Origin of the sequence: Clostridium ragsdalei P11 (genome assembly GCF_001675165.1) — a bacterium.
Taxonomy (GTDB): Bacteria; Bacillota; Clostridia; order Clostridiales; family Clostridiaceae; genus Clostridium_B; species Clostridium_B ragsdalei.
The window spans coordinates 50900-69499 of the sequence record NZ_LROS01000075.1; the positions used below are offsets into that span (position 1 = coordinate 50900).

13 protein-coding genes, 1 pseudogene and 1 riboswitch are annotated in these 18600 nt (G+C 31.2%); all 14 genes and pseudogenes read right to left on the reverse strand.

Annotated elements, in window-relative coordinates; translation table 11 throughout:
• Positions 1-19: 19 nt before the first annotated feature.
• Complete coding sequence (locus CLRAG_RS18220) at positions 20-2023, reverse strand: triple tyrosine motif-containing protein (protein ID WP_065079696.1); 2004 nt, start codon at positions 2021-2023, stop codon at positions 20-22.
• Positions 2024-2421: 398 nt separating this feature from the next.
• Positions 2422-2874, reverse strand: a complete 453-nt coding sequence (locus CLRAG_RS18225; protein ID WP_065079697.1) for a YaiI/YqxD family protein — start codon at positions 2872-2874, stop codon at positions 2422-2424.
• 39 nt (positions 2875-2913) lie between these two features.
• Entirely contained in the window at positions 2914-3114 is a 201-nt protein-coding gene (locus CLRAG_RS18230) for a hypothetical protein (protein ID WP_013240314.1), read from the reverse strand.
• 273 nt (positions 3115-3387) lie between these two features.
• Positions 3388-4740: a glucose-6-phosphate isomerase gene (locus CLRAG_RS18235; RefSeq protein ID WP_065079698.1), complete on the reverse strand. Its 1353-nt coding sequence runs from the start codon at positions 4738-4740 to the stop codon at positions 3388-3390.
• Positions 4741-5321: 581 nt separating this feature from the next.
• On the reverse strand, positions 5322-6473 hold the full coding sequence (locus CLRAG_RS18240) for a methyl-accepting chemotaxis protein (protein WP_065079699.1): 1152 nt from the start codon (positions 6471-6473) through the stop codon (positions 5322-5324).
• A gap of 287 nt (positions 6474-6760) precedes the next feature.
• Positions 6761-8293, reverse strand: coding sequence for a glutamine-hydrolyzing GMP synthase (gene guaA / locus CLRAG_RS18245; RefSeq protein WP_065079700.1), 1533 nt, complete (start codon positions 8291-8293; stop codon positions 6761-6763).
• A gap of 91 nt (positions 8294-8384) precedes the next feature.
• A complete protein-coding gene (gene guaB / locus CLRAG_RS18250) occupies positions 8385-9839 on the reverse strand; it encodes an IMP dehydrogenase (protein ID WP_065079701.1) in 1455 nt (484 codons plus the stop codon).
• A gap of 113 nt (positions 9840-9952) precedes the next feature.
• A riboswitch (purine riboswitch) is annotated at positions 9953-10050 on the reverse strand.
• Between the two features lie 331 nt (positions 10051-10381).
• Complete coding sequence (groL, locus tag CLRAG_RS18255) at positions 10382-12016, reverse strand: chaperonin GroEL (protein WP_065079702.1); 1635 nt, start codon at positions 12014-12016, stop codon at positions 10382-10384.
• A 59-nt stretch (positions 12017-12075) separates the two neighbouring features.
• Positions 12076-12360 (reverse strand): co-chaperone GroES, encoded by a 285-nt coding sequence (gene groES / locus CLRAG_RS18260; protein WP_013240324.1) that lies wholly within the window; start codon positions 12358-12360, stop codon positions 12076-12078.
• Positions 12361-12871: 511 nt separating this feature from the next.
• The gene (locus CLRAG_RS18265; protein WP_065079703.1) at positions 12872-13588 is read right to left on the reverse strand and encodes a TVP38/TMEM64 family protein; all 717 of its coding nucleotides are present in this window, start codon (positions 13586-13588) and stop codon (positions 12872-12874) included.
• A gap of 143 nt (positions 13589-13731) precedes the next feature.
• Positions 13732-13902: pseudogene (locus CLRAG_RS21335) on the reverse strand (4Fe-4S dicluster domain-containing protein); the annotation flags it as partial.
• Between the two features lie 86 nt (positions 13903-13988).
• Positions 13989-14897 (reverse strand): DNA-3-methyladenine glycosylase family protein, encoded by a 909-nt coding sequence (locus CLRAG_RS18270; protein WP_065079704.1) that lies wholly within the window; start codon positions 14895-14897, stop codon positions 13989-13991.
• A gap of 143 nt (positions 14898-15040) precedes the next feature.
• On the reverse strand, positions 15041-17314 hold the full coding sequence (locus CLRAG_RS18275; protein WP_065079705.1) for a bifunctional dihydroorotate dehydrogenase B NAD binding subunit/NADPH-dependent glutamate synthase: 2274 nt from the start codon (positions 17312-17314) through the stop codon (positions 15041-15043).
• 392 nt (positions 17315-17706) lie between these two features.
• Positions 17707-18339 (reverse strand): redox-sensing transcriptional repressor Rex, encoded by a 633-nt coding sequence (locus CLRAG_RS18280; RefSeq protein WP_065079706.1) that lies wholly within the window; start codon positions 18337-18339, stop codon positions 17707-17709.
• Between the last annotated feature and the right edge of the window lie 261 nt (positions 18340-18600).

Genomic DNA, 18600 nt, shown 5'->3' on the forward strand with positions numbered 1-18600 from the left:
ATGATAACTTTATACCCATTCAATTAACTTTAAAGGAAAATATGGTATAATCTTCATAAAACACTTTATTGTACTGGCTTTTACTAAGTACAAGCACTTTGTATTCGTCTTTTTCAAAGGGAATAAATGTATAGTAATTTTTTTTACTATAGTTTTGAACTAAATTCCAATCCCCTTTTTCCATTATATAAAATTCATATAGTACATCTTTACCCCCTTCACTATGAGCTGTAAATATAACTGGTTTATTGCATATAAAATCTGCACTGTCACAGGTTATTCTCGTATTTGTTACAGGTAGTGCTTCATTTACTTTAATTGTAACTTCCTTTTTGCAATCAAATTCTCTGGTTCCTTTAACATTTTTTGCAAATATATCTACCTTATATCTACCACTGTATTTTGGTATAAACACATAGGTCTTTTCACTCACAAAATCCGTCTCTTCCACCTGATGATTATTTATATTAAGCACATATTTCATAACCACATTTCTAGTATTTTGAACTATACAATTTATAGAAATTTTATCTCCTACTAAATAATACTCTCTTGCTGGATACAACACATAATCAATTGCAGCAGGTATATAGCTTAGGACCGTTATATTTATTATGGAATGACAGTCGTATTCTCTCTTTGAATATTTATCTTTTACTCTAACCTCCAGTTCATAATTCCCTTCCTTTTTAGGAATAAATTTCATGTGGTTATTTTTACAATAATTTATTTTGTATAACTCTGCTGCCTTTTCCCTTATTATAAATGAGTATCTAAGATCCACCCCTCCCGATGCTTCTACCTCTACATTAATATTTTCATTTATTAGCACATGGTCATTTTTATCCATTAAAACTTTTTCAATTTTGACAGGTTCATCGCTTCTCTCATCTATAACATAATTTAAATGTTCCATAGCCTCATAACTTCCCTGAAAGGATTTATCCTTCACCATCAAAGTTATCTTGTAATCTCCTGGAGCCTTACTTTCCCAAACATAACTATTAGAATGAGTATATCCAGAATCGTCACTGGATTTCCCATAAATTATGTACCTGTATAAAAGCTCTCTTCCACCTATAGTTTCAGCCTTTAAAGTTACTTTTGTTCCACATAATTGTGGGTAATTTATATCTGTAATAAAACTTTTTATATAAATTTTACTGTACTTTTTAACTTCAAAATTAAGCATAGCCCTATCGTCAAATTTATTTTGGGAGTACATGTCTTTTACCATACATAAGAGCTTGTACTCACCGCTCTTATGTTCCACATAACTTACCGTCCTCTTGGTAGAATAATTTTGTACACACTGTACCTGGCCATTAGAACTTATTTTAAAAAATTTATAAAGTATAGTTCTATCTATATCATACTGTGCATCTACTTGAAAAGTAAGTTCAGAATCTTCTAAAATTTTACCAGTCAGACACTTAAAATCCGTTATCCTAATTTCTTTTAGGGGAAGCACCTGAAATTCTTCAATTTTAAAGTCATCATATTTATTTTTTGAGTCCACATTTTTACACTCTACTAATATTTGACATTTTCCGTCACTTTTAACTGTCCAGGAAAGTGTATTTTCAGCACAATAGTCTTTTATCATTTCCCATTCATCTTTTATTTTTATCCAGTATCTAAACATAAGAGGCATTTTAGATGTATTAACTGTTATATTTAATTTATCACCTAATTTTAATTTCTTCTTATCCATATGTACAGCAGTTATTAATTTTTCCTCTACTTTTCCTATTACATAGTCCATCCTGGATACATAATCAAAGCTTTTACTTCCATTTAACTTTTTAGCTTGTACCATTAATATATACTTTCCTTCATTCTTTGGAATCCACTCTACACTCTCATTTTTTGTAAAATCCTTTAATACACTCCAGGTTCCATTGCATCCAATCATATACTTATAAACAAGTTTTTCTTTTAAGTCATTATATATATTTATAATAATTTTTGATTTTTGCTCCTGTGGACTTTCTAGATTACAGCTTATAGCAAGTTCATTCATCTACATCATCCCCCATGTAAAATAATATTCCTAGGAACTAATTCCCATAAATTTATTATACTATAGTTCCATATTCTGTAATAGTATTTTTTGTATATTTCTATTATAATTTAACACTAGGTCAATAAATTGGAATATTTCAATCTATCACAATATTGAGACTTAGCTAAAATCAAAAATACTCCCTTTAAAAGTAAACTACTTTAAAAGGAGTATCCTATTCTCGTTTGTAAAAATTATCTACACTAATTAGCCTTAGGCATTTGAAAGAAAATAACAAGTCAAAAATGCGAAGGATATTTTTTATCTGACAAGGAGGCAGGTTCCGCAGATAGTGAATCCTATCTAAGGGTTCTACCGACGCAGTCTGATAAAAAATAGGCTAGCATACTGACTAGTTATTTCTTTGAAAATGCCTTATACCTGGATATTAATTTAAGTAAATTTTTTTCAAGTCTCTCATCATCTTGTTTTGTCCTTTTCTTAGGGCTGAAAGTTTTTCCCCCTGACCTTCTTATTTTTGAAGATATATGTCTTTCAAAAAGAAGTTGATCCATATTATTGTCATCATATATGTACCCTTTAGGATTTATAGCATAAGCTTTTTTACCTAAAGTCATAGCTGCTACCCCATAATCCTGACTTATAACTATATCTCCACTTTCAACTTTATTTATAAGAACCATATCTACACTTTGAAATCCACCATCCACGTACTTAATAGTACTATAATTGCTGCTTAAAATATGATTTATATCGCAGTACATTATAACTTCCACATTGTTTTCTCTAGCAACATTTTCTATTATAGACTTTCCAGGACAGGCATCTGCATCTACTAATATTTTCATCTAATCCACAACGTATAATTTTACGTATTTTCTCCTTTACTATTGATTTCTTTTTTGTCCCATCTTTCCGAAGGTAATCTTTAGCAAAAGCATAAGTCCTCCAAGACACCCACCTGACAATAAAGAAATGCCAATAATTTTAAAAACTGATCCTAAATTTTTATCCTGCAGGTTAATAAAATATAACACAAAAAATATAAGTGTAAATATTACAAATCTTTTTATAAAATACTTTTTCAAATAACTTCCCCCTACACCTATAAAATATATTACAACACTTCCTATTATATATTATATTTACACATTTAACAGATAATTTATAAAAATATTTCTAGAATTTCTCATTTGAAAGCTGCTTTATAGTTTTTCTAACTTAAAAATCAACTTACACTCAGTCATATTTTTACAATAATGAAGCTCTTTTAAATTTTTTGCTTAGCCTTATCAAAATGTTTAACGAGCTTAAGGTTGCAAAAAATATCCGAAGTATAAGTTGATTTTTGCTTAAAAACTCTATATCTGTTTTTCAAGTTCTAATTTCATATTTTCATAACCAGGTTTTCCAAGGAGTGCAAACATATTTTTCTTATATTTTTCAACACCAGGTTGATCAAAAGGGTTTATTCCCATAAGATAGCCGCTTACAGCACATGACTTTTCAAAGAAATACACCATATGTCCAAAATAATACGCTGTCAATTCAGGTACATTTAATACTATACAAGGTACATTTCCATCACTATGGGCTAAAACTGCACCTCTAAAGGCTTGTTGGTTTACAAAGTTCATAGTTTTTCCTGCAATAAAATTTAATCCATCAAGGTTTCCTTCATCTAACTTTATTGTAACCTCTTTTCTTGGCTTCTCAACATTTATAAAGGTTTCAATTAAACTTCTAAATCCGTCTTGTATATATTGTCCCATAGAATGAAGATCTGTTGAAAAATCTACTGCTGCTGGAAATATTCCTCTATTATCTTTTCCTTCACTCTCTCCATACAGTTGTTTCCACCATTCTCCAAAATAATGCAAACATGGTTCAAAATTAGCTAATATTTCTATAGATTTACCCTTTCTCTGTAAAATATTTCTCACTGCTGCATATTTATAGGCATCATTTTTATCTAACTTTGAATTTCCATAGGCAATAACTGCATCTGCAGCACCTTGCATTAATTGATCTATATTAATGCCGGCTACAGCTATTGGAAGCATCCCTACTGCTGTGAGTACAGAAAATCTTCCTCCAACATCATCTGGAATTACAAAGGTTTCATATCCTTCCATATCTGCCACAGATTTTAGTGCACCTTTTTTCTTATCCGTTGTAGCAAATATTCTTTCCTTTGCTCCCTCATGGCCATATTTATTTTCAACTAATTCTCTAAGCATTCTAAATGCTATGGCAGGTTCTGTTGTGGTACCTGATTTGGATATTACATCAACAGATATATCTTTTCCCTCTATAACTTCCATAAAGTCTGCCATATAAGTTGAACTCATATTATTTCCCAGATAATATATTGCAGGACCACCTCTTTTTTCTCTAGGCAAATTATTATAGAAAGTATGACTTAACATTTCTATAGCTGCTCTAGATCCCAGGTAAGACCCTCCTATTCCTACAACTACAAGGACATCAGAATTGTCTCTAATTTTTTTCGCACATTTTTTTATTCTCTCAAACTCTTCTCTATCATAATTTAGAGGTAAACCAATCCATCCTGTAAATTCACCGCCTATTCCTGTTTTCTTATGCAACATTTCATGAGCCTGATTTATAAAAGGTTCCAAGGCTTCTATCTCATAATTTTTTAAATAATTCTCACATTTACTCAAATCCAAGTTTAAACATCCTTTAAACATATCTTACCTCCATAATTGTGTATCTATAAAATAGTTTATACTAAAAACCTTAAAAAATTAATAAATTTGCCTTTTATTTTTACTTTTTATCTCTTAATATATATTAATTTTTCTAATACACTATTCCTTAACTCAACTTTCGCACATATAAAATTTTGACTTAATATAAAAATATTGCGAAACAATTTTCTTAAAGAACAAAGTTCAAATATCAAATAAGGATAATTTTCTTCCTAACGTCAGAAAATATTAAAATTATAGATTTCCTGAGGTACGATGGAAATCATCTTTATCTGTTCTTTGTTATTTGAACTTTGTTATTTTTAAAAGCTTTGCTTCGCAAAGTTTTTAAACTGCGAAAGTTAAGTATTAATATATTACATATTAAAAGTGTATCACAACCATATACTGTTATGATACACTCTTAAATACATTTTTATCCGATGACTACCTGCTCTAACATTCCCACTTCTCCAAGTGTACGTTGAGAGCAGCTACGTCCCTGGATAACGATTTCTAAGCATCAGCTGAAGTCAAAACTCCATCTGATGCCAAGAACTCTGTTTATAATATAATGTCCTTTACAATTTATGTGCAATTTTATTTAATTCTGCTGACATAGAAGTCAATTCTTGTATACTCGCCGTAATCTCTTCTGTAGCAGAAGCTTGTTCTTGACTTTCTGATAAAGAACCCTGGCTTTTTTCACGAGTTTCATCAACTTTCTGTTTGATGCTATCCGTTAATTTCTTAATTTGTGGAACTGTATCTTTTGATTGTTTAGATAATTTTCTTATTTGCTGTGCAACAACTTCAAAGCCTTTTCCGTTTTCTCCTGCTCTAGCTGACTCTATGGCAGCATTCAAGCCAAGCATATTTGTTTCATCAGCAATATTTTTTATAAACACTGATACTTTGTTAATTTCTTCGGACAAATTTATTACTTCCTTAATACCATTATTAAGATCCATTTCATTTGAGTGTATGTTTGTTGCAGATATTGATAACTGTTCAATTGCAGAAGCAATTCCAGAAATACCACTTTCAAGATTAGCAGACATATCTCTTAGATCACCTGCAACTTTTTTTGGAATCATTATTCCTAATGTGGCCACAATTTCATTTGAATTTTCTTCATCGAACAATGGTAAACATGTAACTAAAGTAGGGATTCCATACTTTGAACTGTCAAATTCTAGTGTAACTTGCTTTTTCTTATCTATAACCTCTTTTGCAATGTCACCTTCTATTAATTTATATCCTACAACTACAGTAGGAATATCAAACTGTTTTGATGCTTGTCTATACATTACTTTATATAAATCAGTCAAATAGATAAAAGCTCCTTCTGGAAACATTTCGGATAAAACAGGTGCAAAATTATTAAAGGATTTTGCTACAGGGTGAAGCCTTGGAAATACAATTGAAAGTGCTCCAACAACTTTCCCATTTTCATCAACTAAGGGTTCTGCAATTGTCTTTAATCTTACCCCATAAAGATATCTGGGAATATTTTCTGTCAATGTTCTATTTTCTTTCATTGCTCTACTTACTACACTGTTTGAATTTAATTTATCACCAACCTTAAACATATCCAAATTAAATTGTTTTGATGCTTTTCTCCATGTAAATGTGTCTCCTTCAATAATTAGATATAACACTCCACCAGGTATCATATCTAATTGCAATTCTAATATAGCTTTTAACTGTTCCAGTATGTTTATGGAAATCATAATAAATCCCTTCCTTCCTACCCCAATTATAAAATATTTGTAAATTTGTGGCCTAATTTAAGTTATAATTGTTTATTCTGTCGTAATTTAAATAATCATATATTTTCAGTATATTATAAAAATTTAATTCTATCAATTACTAATATGCCTTATTAATACTCAATTTGGTTGACTTTTCTAGGTAAATTTTTTCATATATACAAAAATAGAGTGCTGCAAAACTACTTTAAAAAGTATTTCTACAGCACTCCATTTTTACTAATATTAAATTTTAATATATTTACCTTTTATTCCCATTCAATAGTAGAAGGTGGTTTTGAAGTTACATCATAAACAATTCTGTTTACTCCTTTAACTTCATTTACTATCCTTCTACTTACTTTATCTAAAACATCATAAGGTATTCTTGCCCAATCACAAGTCATGGCATCACTGGATACTACAGCCCTCAGTGCAACTGTATAGCAATAAGTTCTTTCGTCCCCCATTACTCCAACAGAACGTATATTAGGAAGGCAAGCAAAATACTGCCATATCTTTTCATCTAGTCCTGCAATAGCTATTTCTTCTCTAAATATAGCATCTGCTTCTCTTGTTATTGCAAGCTTTTCTTCAGTAATTTCTCCAAGTACTCTTATAGCAAGACCAGGTCCTGGGAAAGGCTGTCTCCAAACCAATTTATGAGGTATACCAAGCTTTTCTCCTACTGCCCTAACTTCGTCTTTAAACAATTCTCTAAGAGGTTCTATAAGCTTAAAATCCATGTCTTCTGGAAGTCCACCTACGTTATGATGGCTCTTTATAGTTGCAGAGGTTCCAAGACCGCTCTCAACTACATCCGGGTATATAGTGCCTTGAACTAAGAAGCTTATATCTCCTAGTTTTTTAGCTTCTTCTTCAAATACCCTTATAAACTCTTCTCCTATTATCTTTCTCTTCTTTTCAGGATCTGATACACCTTCTAATTTCCCTAAAAATCTATCTCTAGCATTTACTCTTATAAAGTTCATGTCAAACTGCTTTTTAAATACATGCTCTACCTGATCGCCTTCATCTTTTCTCAAAAGGCCATGATCTACAAATATACAGGTAAGCTGCTTACCTACAGCCTTATGTACAAGAACTGCTGCCACAGAAGAATCAACTCCACCGGACATGGCACATATTACTTTCTTATTTCCGACTTTTTCCCTTATTAACTTTATCTTTTCATCTGCAAAGGAAGACATAGACCAATCTCCCTTTAAATTGCATACCTTAAATAAGAAGTTAGAAAGCATTTTTCTTCCAAAAGGTGTGTGTTCAACTTCAGGATGGAATTGAACTCCATATATTTTTTTATCAGTGTTTTCTATTGCTGCAACAGGACATCCATTGGTCTTTGCTATTACTTTAAATCCTTTTGGAGGTTCTGATACAACATCTGTATGACTCATCCATGAGATTTGATTTTTATCTATATTAGAAAATAAAGCACTATCTGCATCAAGTTCTATCTTTGTCTTTCCGTATTCCCTTACTTCTGCACTTTTAACTTTTCCGCCTAATATATTGCATATAAGTTGATGTCCATAACATATGCCTAAAATAGGTACTCCCAATTTAAATACCTCTTCACTTATTCTAGGAGCATTTTCACCATATACGCTATTTGGTCCACCTGTAAATATTATTCCATTAGGATTTTTTTCCTTTATCTTATCTATAGAGCAAGTATAGGGAAGTATTTCGCAGTATACATTATTTTCTCTAACTCTTCTTGCTATGAGTTGATTATATTGTCCACCAAAATCAACTACAACGACCATTTCCTTTTCCATGAACTTCCTCCTAACCAATTATAGAAAATCATTTTATATTAAACATTACAAATACAATTATATTATAAAAACTTCTATTGGACTATAATTTTTACTGTCTAACACTGTAATTTGGAGCTTCTTTAGTCATGGAAATATCATGTGGATGACTTTCTCTAAGTCCTGCTGAAGATTGAACTACAAAAGTAGCTTTTTCATACAAATCATTTAAAGTAGGTGATCCTAAATATCCCATTCCTGAACGTATTCCTCCTAAAAGTTGGAATACAGTATCTGCTACAGATCCTTTATAAGGGACCCTTCCTTCTACACCTTCTGGAACTAATTTTTTATTTCCTTCCTGAAAATATCTATCTTTACTACCACAAGCCATAGCACTTAGAGAACCCATTCCTCTATAAACTTTATAACTTCTTCCTTTATATATTTCAGTTTCACCTGGTGCTTCTTCACAACCTGCAAACATTGATCCCATCATAACTACTTTTGCTCCAGCAGCTAATGCCTTTACTATATCTCCTGAATATTTTATTCCTCCATCTGCAATAACTGGTATGTCGTATTTATTAGCTTCCTCTACGCAGTCCATTACTGCAGTAAGCTGTGGAACTCCTACTCCTGCTACTACTCTAGTAGTACATATAGATCCAGGTCCAATACCTACCTTAATTGCATCTGCACCAGATTCAATTAAATCTTTAGCAGCTTCTGCTGTTGCAATATTTCCTGCAATAATTTGTACGTTTGGATATTTTTCTTTTATAGTTTTTACTGCATCTAAAACTCCCTTAGAATGTCCGTGAGCTGTATCAACATTTAAAACATCAACTCCTACTTGTACAAGAGCATCTACTCTTTCCATCATATCTTTTGTAACTCCTACAGAAGCACCACATAAAAGCCTTCCTCTAGAATCCTTAGCACTGTTTGGGAATCTCTTTACTTTTTCTATATCTTTTATGGTTATAAGTCCTCTTAAATTATTATTCTTGTCTACTAAAGGTAGCTTTTCTATTTTACTTGTTTTTAATATCTCTTTAGCTTCTTCTATAGTAGTATCTTCTGGAGCTGTTATTAGCTTTTCTCTTGTCATAACCTCGGAAATCTTCTTATCATAGTTCGTTTCAAAAACTATATCTCTGTTAGTAATTATACCAACTAATTTCCCTTCTACGGTTATAGGTACTCCAGATATTCTATACTTACTCATAAGGCTAAGGGCATCATTTATACTATTATCAGGTGAAAGGAAGAAAGGATCTGTTATTACTCCATTTTCCTGTCTTTTTACCTTGTCTACTTCCATAGCCTGTTCTTCTATGGTCATATTTTTATGTATTATACCTATGCCGCCTTCTCTTGCCATAGCAATAGCCATTTTTGAGTCTGTAACAGTATCCATTCCTGCACTCATAAGAGGTATGTTTAACTTTATAGTCTTAGTTAGATTAGTAGCTAGAGAAACTTCTCTGGGTAAGACCTCTGATTTGTTTGGTACTAAAAGTACATCATCGAAAGTGTATGCTTTTTTTAAAATTTTTGCCAATTAAAATCACTCCTAAATCATAATATAATATATTTCTGCTTAATCATTTTTGATAAGATTTAATAAAAAAGCCATATTAAATTCCCATATGTATGCGAAATTAATATGACTTGTACCATAATAATTCCGCTCATAGTCAGAAATTTACGGCTTCCGGTAGATACTCCCTTCCTTATTGAGGGTATATATGAGCTGGACAAAAGATATTCACTTTTTACAAATTTTAATGAATTTCTATCTCTTTTAATAACTATTTACACTATTTTATTCAATTTTTTTCTTTTTGTCAATGAAAAATTCCTCATATACTTAAAATAATCCTAAATTATATTATAGATTCCCCTTTAGGTACCCTATATATACATGCATTTAAAAAACTTTCTATTATGCTACTTAATATAAACAGAGTTCTTAGCATCAGATGGAGTTTGACTCCAACTTGGAAAAGTGGGAGTATTAGAGCAGATAGTCATCGGATAAAAATTAAACCCCGCATTTACATAATGCTAGGGTTCAATTTTTCATTTATATTTGCTTTTAGATTAGTACATTCCTTCCATTCCGCCCATTCCTGGTGCTCCTGCTGCTGGACCTGCAGGTGCTTTTTCTGGAATATCTGCAACTGCTGCTTCTGTAGTTAAGAATGTAGCTGATACGGATGCTGCATTTTGAAGTGCTGATCTTGTAACCTTAGTTGGGTCTACAATACCCTTTTCTACCATATTTACATATTCACCTTTTAATGCATCATATCCAACGCCAACTTTACTATTTCTAACTTTTTCAATTATTACTGAACCTTCAACACCAGCATTGTTTGCTATCTGTCTAATTGGTTCTTCCAATGCTTTTCTTATTATATCTATACCAACTTTTACATCTGGTATATCTGAAGTTAATTTTTCAACTTCTGGAATTGCATTTATATAAGCAGTTCCGCCTCCTGGTCCCATACCTTCTTCAACACCTGCTTTTGTAGCTGCTAAAGCATCTTCTATTCTTAATTTTTTCTCTTTTAATTCAGTTTCAGTTGCTGCTCCAACTTTTACTACAGCTACTCCACCTGCAAGTTTTGCAAGTCTTTCTTGAAGTTTTTCTTTATCGAAATCTGAAGTAGTTTCTTCTATTTGAACCTTAATCTGAGATACTCTATCTGCTATGGCTTTCTTATCTCCTCGTCCATTTACTATAGTAGTGTTTTCTTTATCTATCTTTACAGATTCAGCTCTTCCTAAATCCTCTAATTCAGCTTCTTTTAAGTCTCTTCCTAATTCTTCTGATATTACCTGTCCTCCAGTAAGTATTGCTATGTCCTGAAGCATTTCTTTTCTTCTGTCACCAAATCCAGGTGCTTTTACTGCTACACAAGTAAATGTTCCTCTTAACTTATTTACAACTAAAGTTGCAAGTGCTTCTCCTTCTACATCTTCAGCTATTATAAGTAACTTCTTTCCTTGTTGAACTATTTTCTCAAGTAATGGTAATATATCTTGAATATTTGATATCTTCTTGTCTGTTATTAATATATATGGATCTTCTATTGCAGCTTCCATTTTTTCTGAATCAGTAACCATGTATGGGCTTAAATAACCTCTGTCAAACTGCATACCTTCAACTACGTCTAATTCAGTTCCCATAGTTTTTGATTCCTCAACAGTTATGACACCTTCATTGCCTACCTTTTCCATGGCATCAGCTATTAATTTACCTATTTCTTCATCAGAAGCTGATATAGCTGCAATTCTTGCTATATCTTCTTTTCCCTTTACAGTTGTTGAAACTTTCTTAATTTCTTCTACAGCTTTGTCTACAGCCATCTTTATACCTTGTCTTATAAGCATTGGATTTGCTCCAGCTGTAACATTTTTTAATCCTTCTCTTATTATTGCTTGAGCAAGCAAAGTAGCTGTAGTTGTTCCATCTCCTGCTACATCGTTTGTCTTTGTAGCAACTTCTTTTACAAGCTGTGCTCCCATATTTTCATATGGATCTTCTAATTCTATTTCCTTTGCTATTGTAACACCATCATTTGTGATAAGTGGTGAACCAAATTTCTTATCAAGTACTACATTTCTTCCCTTAGGTCCAAGTGTAACCTTTACTGCATTTGCTAACTTATTTACGCCTTCTTGCATTGATTTTCTTGCATCTTCACCAAATAAAATACTTTTTGCCATAAAAAACCCTCCTTACAACTAACTGTTATATAAGATACTTATCTTTCTCAATTAATTAACTACTCAATTATAGCTAATATGTCATCTTGTTTTAAAATAGTGTACTCTTGTGCATCTATTTTTACTTCATTTCCAGCATATTTGGAGAATAACACCTTATCTCCTACTTTTACTTCCATTTTAACTTCTTTTCCATCTACTGTTCCACCAATTCCTACTGCCACAACTTCTGCTTCTTGTGGTTTTTCTTTAGCACTTCCTGGTAAAACAATACCGCTTTTTGTAGTTTCCTCAGCTTCTAATTTTTTAATTACAACTCTGTCTCCAAGTGGTCTAATTTTCATCTAAACCCCTCCTTAAAAATATTTTAAATGTATTTAAAATTAATTTTTAGCTCTTATTGTTAGCACTCATTAATTGTGAGTGCTAATACAATTATTATAATAATGAATAATATCTATATTTTCAAATTTAAATTTACCAGTTATTAACCTATTTTACAGTAAAAATCTTGATTATTCTTTAATTAGATAGCTATTTCGCTTTATTACTATTAATTTCATATATATCTTAATATATAAACTTTTCATATGTAAAACCATACCTATTATTATCTTCCAATTAGGCTTATATATACAAAACATTTAAAATTTATCCGATGACTACCTGCTCTAATACTCCCACTTCTATCAAAGTGGGAGATAACAGTAGCTACGCCCCTAGATAATTCATCTAAACTTAGTGGGAGAAACAAAACTCTAAAGAGAAAGCGATTCACTTTAAATCAAAGATTTAAGTTCTCTGCTTTTCCCACTAAGTAAGATTCATTGATTAGAAAAGCGATAAACAATACAATTAAAGTTGTTTATCGCTTTCTGAAGTTTTATTTTTTGTTATCTTAACTATTATCTTTTCTCCTTTTAACACACCTATTACAAATAAAAGTGTCATTGTGATTCCTATTAATATAAGAACTATTCTATTTCCAGTATATATTTTTGATCCAAAATACGCTGAAATAATTACTCCAGGCAACCTTCCTAAAGTTGAATAAAGTATAAAGTGTTTAAAGCTAATGTTCGATATTCCACATATATAAGCCAGAACATCCTTAGGTATTCCTGGAATTACATATAACAAAAATACTATAAAGTTTATACTGCCTAAATTCAACATTTTATGAAAAAATTTTAAATCCTTGTCAGATATTATTTTGTTTACAAGAGGCTTCCCATAAATTCTAGATATACTATAAGCTGCTATGCTGCCAAAAGTTATGCCTAAAATTGATATGATACTTCCAAACAACGTTCCATATATATATCCTCCTGCAATTTGGACAATCTCTCCAGGTATAAAAAAAGCAACTACCTGCAAAAATTGAACAAACAAAAATACTACTACCCCATATTTGCCATAGGACATAATCCAATTCTTTATTTTATTTGGATCTCTAAATATATACATGTATTTATTGTAATATTCATATGCAACTGCAATTAATATAAACAATATAATTGCTAGCACTATATATGGTCTATATTTCTTTAAAATTCTTTTTAGTTTTTTCAATCTATATCACCTAATTTAATGTAATTAATATTCATTATGTTCAATTCATTTTGTTATATACATTAAATCTTACCACAGTTTTTTGTATAATTTATTAAATTTTACTTAACAATATCGGTATTCTAACTTAAAAACCCTATAGTTTATCTTTTAAGATTTACATCTTTAAATTCTTCAAGTTTTTCATTAGAAAGCACAGACTTTTTATCAGATTGCTTGCTAAATTTAATCAATTATCCTCTAGCTTTCATAGAAGAAATCATAGTAGCCGGTCCCCCAATACATCCACCTTCACACATCATTCCCTTAATAAATAAATTTGAACAGATTATATGCATAAGTGATCCAGATAAAGAATGCTAATTTTTCACTGAATTTTTATCATCTATATATAGCTATTCTATAACTTTATATTATTTTCCCTAACATAATAAAATAAATACTGCTGTGCAAATCCTGACAACTTGCCAAACTTGCTTATTCCAAAATCCCTTATTTTTTTTAGTGATACGTCTGGTGCTAGATAAAAATAGTTCATAGCTCTCTTAACCCATACATCCACAGGGAATGCAAAATATTTTTGCATAGAGAAAAGCATAATGCAATCTGATACTTTAGGACCTATACCCATAAACTTTTGAAGTTCTTTATGGCATACCTCATCCTCTTGATCTTTAATCCAATTAATATCATATTTTTCATCGTAATTTTCTTTAGTTTTAGTTCCATTATAATAAATCTTTGATACAGTATCTTTAATATATTTATTTCTAAAACCAGTTCCACAAGAAGCAAGTTCTTCTAAAGTGGCTTCCTTTAATTTATCTATTTTAGGAAAACTGTAATAAACTTTATTTTTATATTCTAAAGGCTCTCCCCATTTTTCACTTATATTTTTTATGGCTCTCTGTATCATTGGGATTCTATTATTAGCAGATATTATAAAAGAAACTATCAATTCAAAGGGATCCTGCTTTAATAACCTGATTCCTTCTCCAAATTCTATAGCTTTCTTTAAAACAGGATCTTTACTAAGTATATTTTTTATTTCATTATAGTCCCTATACAAATCAAAATAATCTGCCCAAATTTCCTTAAAATCCTGCTGCGATGTGTTATATAAAATCACATCCTCTCCCTTTTTTTCTACCTCTATTACTTTTCCAAAACTTACGCCTATATAGTTGCCATTTTCTTCTCTATGCCATCTAAAACACTGCCCACATTCAAATATATGGGCTAATTCAAAATTTCGAACATTTTTTATTATAATCCCATTTTCAAAATCCTCTACATAATTAAAATCCATATTATACTTCCTTTTCTCCGTAAAATTTTTACCAAAATGGTATACTTATTTCTGATAGTATACCATTTTATTAAGATAATTTTCAATCAATATTAAAAAAGCTGTACCAGAAATGTGATACAGCTCCTTTATTCAATATATAATTATTTTTTCAGATATTCATCTATAGCCTTAGCAGCTTTTTTACCTGCACCCATTGCAAGTATTACAGTAGCAGCACCTGTTACTGCATCTCCACCTGCATATATTCCTTCTCTTGTAGTGAGTCCAGTCTCTTCTTCTGCTATTAAGCATTTACGCTTATTCATTTCAAGTCCTTTTGTTGTAGTTGATATAAGTGGATTTGGTGAAGTACCAAGGGCCATAATTACAGTATCTACATCTAAATCAAATTCTGATCCCTTTATTGCAACTGGTTTTCTTCTTCCAGATGCATCTGGTTCTCCAAGTTCCATCTTAATACAGCGTATTCCATTAACCCAACCTTTTTCATCTCCTAATATTTCTACAGGATTAGTTAAAAGATTGAACTTTATTCCTTCCTCTTTTGCATGGTGTACTTCCTCTGCTCTTGCTGGAAGTTCTGCTTCGGATCTTCTGTATACTATGTATACTTCTGCTCCAAGTCTTAGAGCTGTCCTTGCAGAGTCCATAGCTACGTTTCCGCCTCCTACTACAGCTACTTTCTTACCAGCTTTTATAGGAGTTGCATAATCATCCCTATATGCTTTCATTAAATTACTTCTTGTTAAGAATTCATTTGCAGAGAATACTCCATTTAAGTTTTCTCCAGGTATTCCCATAAACCTTGGTAGTCCTGCTCCTGAACCTATAAATACAGCATCAAATTTTTCTTTTTCTACTAGTTCATCTATAGTAACAGTTCTTCCTATTATTACATCTGTCTCTATTTTTACTCCTAATTTCTTTACATTTTCAACTTCATGTTTTACTACAGTATCCTTTGGAAGTCTGAACTCTGGAATACCATATACAAGTACTCCTCCTGCTTCATGAAGTGCTTCAAATATAGTAACGTCATATCCAAGCTTTGCTAAATCTCCTGCACAAGTAAGTCCTGAAGGACCACTTCCTATAACAGCTACTTTTTTGCCGTTTTTAGGTAAAGTCTTAGATAAATCGATATTATTCTTTCTTGACCAATCTGCTACAAATCTTTCCAGCTTACCTATAGCAACAGCATCACCTTTTTTGCCAAGTACACATTTTCCTTCACACTGAGTTTCCTGAGGACATACTCTTCCACATACAGCAGGAAGTGCACTTGATTCTGCTATTATTTTAGCAGCTTCTTCAAAGTTTCTATTTTTTACCTGTTCAACAAACTTAGGTATAGTTATTGTAACAGGGCACTGAGTAACACACATAGGCTTTTTACAATTCAAGCATCTTGAAGCTTCTTTTACAGCTTCTTCTTCAGTGTATCCCAAGCAAACTTCATCAAAATTAGTAGCTCTAACTTTAGGATCCTGTTCCTTTATAGGTACTCTTTTCATTCTTTCAAGTTTTTCTTCTGCTCTACACTTTTTACCTTCTCTACTTCCAGTGTCCCCTTCTTCTTCTTGCAGAAGTTTCTTTCCTTCTTCAGTCTTGTACATAGCTTGTCTTCTCATAGCTTCATCAAAATTTACAAGATGACCATCAAATTCAGGACCATCTACACAGGCAAATTTTAATTCTCCACCTACAGTAACCCTACAAGCTCCGCACATTCCAGTTCCATCTACCATTATAGTATTTAAACTTACTATTGTTTTAATTCCATATGGTTTCGTAACTTGAGTTATAAACTTCATCATTATCATAGGTCCTATGGCAATTACACAATCATATTCTTTATCTTTCTTGTCAATAAGTTCTTTCAAAAGATTCGTAACAAAGCCCTTATATCCATAACTCCCATCATCCGTTGCTATATATAAATTTCCACAAATTGGTTTCAATTCATCTTCAAATAATAAAAGATCTTTTGATTTACATCCAACTATAACATCTGCAGCAACTCCATGTTCATGAAGCCATTTTACCTGTGGATAAACTGGTGCAGTACCTACACCCCCTGCTACAAACATTATATTTTTCTTCTTAAGTTCTTTAAGATCCATCTCTACAAGTTCTGAGCAATGTCCAAGTGGTCCAACAAAATCTTCAAAATACTCTCCCACTTCATATTTAGCCATTTTTTTAGTTGAAGCTCCTAATGTCTGAAATACAATAGTAACAGTTCCTTTTTCTGCATCATAATCACAGATAGTAAGAGGTATTCTTTCCCCTTTATCATCCATTTTGACTATGATAAATTGTCCTGGTAAACAGGACTTGGCAACTCTTGGTGCCTCAATATCCATTAAGAATATGTTTGGTGATAACTCTTTTTTGTTAACAATCTTGTACATACTTTTGTGCCATTTTTTCTAGTACATAAATCATAAGATCTATGGCTATTTCCCTTTTCATAGTGTTCGATTTTGCTAGTTAGCTACTTTCGTTTGGTCTTTCACTCCAAGGGCGTAAATTCGGATGAAATTCACCCTACAACATCAGTAAATACCCCCCAATAAGATACATCTGACTAAACGGCTTTTTGCCCCTTTCTCAACTCATATTTGACCTAATATAAACCTATATAATTATATCATATAATTATGAAAATTGCACAAGAAAACAATTACAATATGCTAAAAATATAAACTATATTCATAATATTGCTCATTTTTACTAAATATTTATAATTTAAATTTATTTTCTAACAAATGAATTTTTTAACTTAAAGAATTCATTTAAGTTTTTAATCTATATCATTTAAAAGACATGTCAATGTTAATAAACTATCACTTAAATGAACATTTTCAATCTTTATGTCTTCTGGAGTAACCAAATCTACAGGAGCAAAATTCCAAATACCTTTAACTTTGTTTTTAACTAAAATATCACAAACCTTTTGGGCATTATTGTTAGGTACACATATAACTCCTATATCTATACTATTTTCTTTTAAGTAATCATCTAAATAATCTATATCCCTTATCTCGATATCCCTAATTCTAATACCTATAAGTTTAGGATTTATATCAAAAATAGCTTCTAAACGAAAACCTATTTTTTCAAATCTAGTATAGTTAGCTATAGCCTGACCTATATTACCTGCACCTATTATAACAGTCCTATAAGTTCTCGTAAGACCAAGTATATTGCATATTTGCCCGTATAGTTCACCTACGTTATACCCATATCCCTGCTGTCCAAAGTCTCCAAAACAGTTTAAGTCCTGCCTTATTTGTGAAGCTGTGAACCCTATTTTTTCACTTAATTCCTTAGAGGATATTCTATCTACGTCATTTTTCATTAAATCCATTAAATACCTATGGTATTTTGGCAATCTCTTTATAACAGCCATTGATATATTCTTTTTTTTATCCATACTACACCTTCTTCTATATTCTTTGATTTCTCTTAAATACTTTTTTGATTTTTAGAATACCATTATTGTATCTAAATAAATTACTTTGATATATATTTAATTATCCTATTCATACAGACATAAATCAATACATTTATATGTAAATTATATTAATTATTTACATGTTTTATACAATATAGTACTCACTTTTTTAGTTACCTTTTAACATTCGTAAATAATGAGCAGTAACAAATATTATTAATTTGCCTACATTCCCAATCC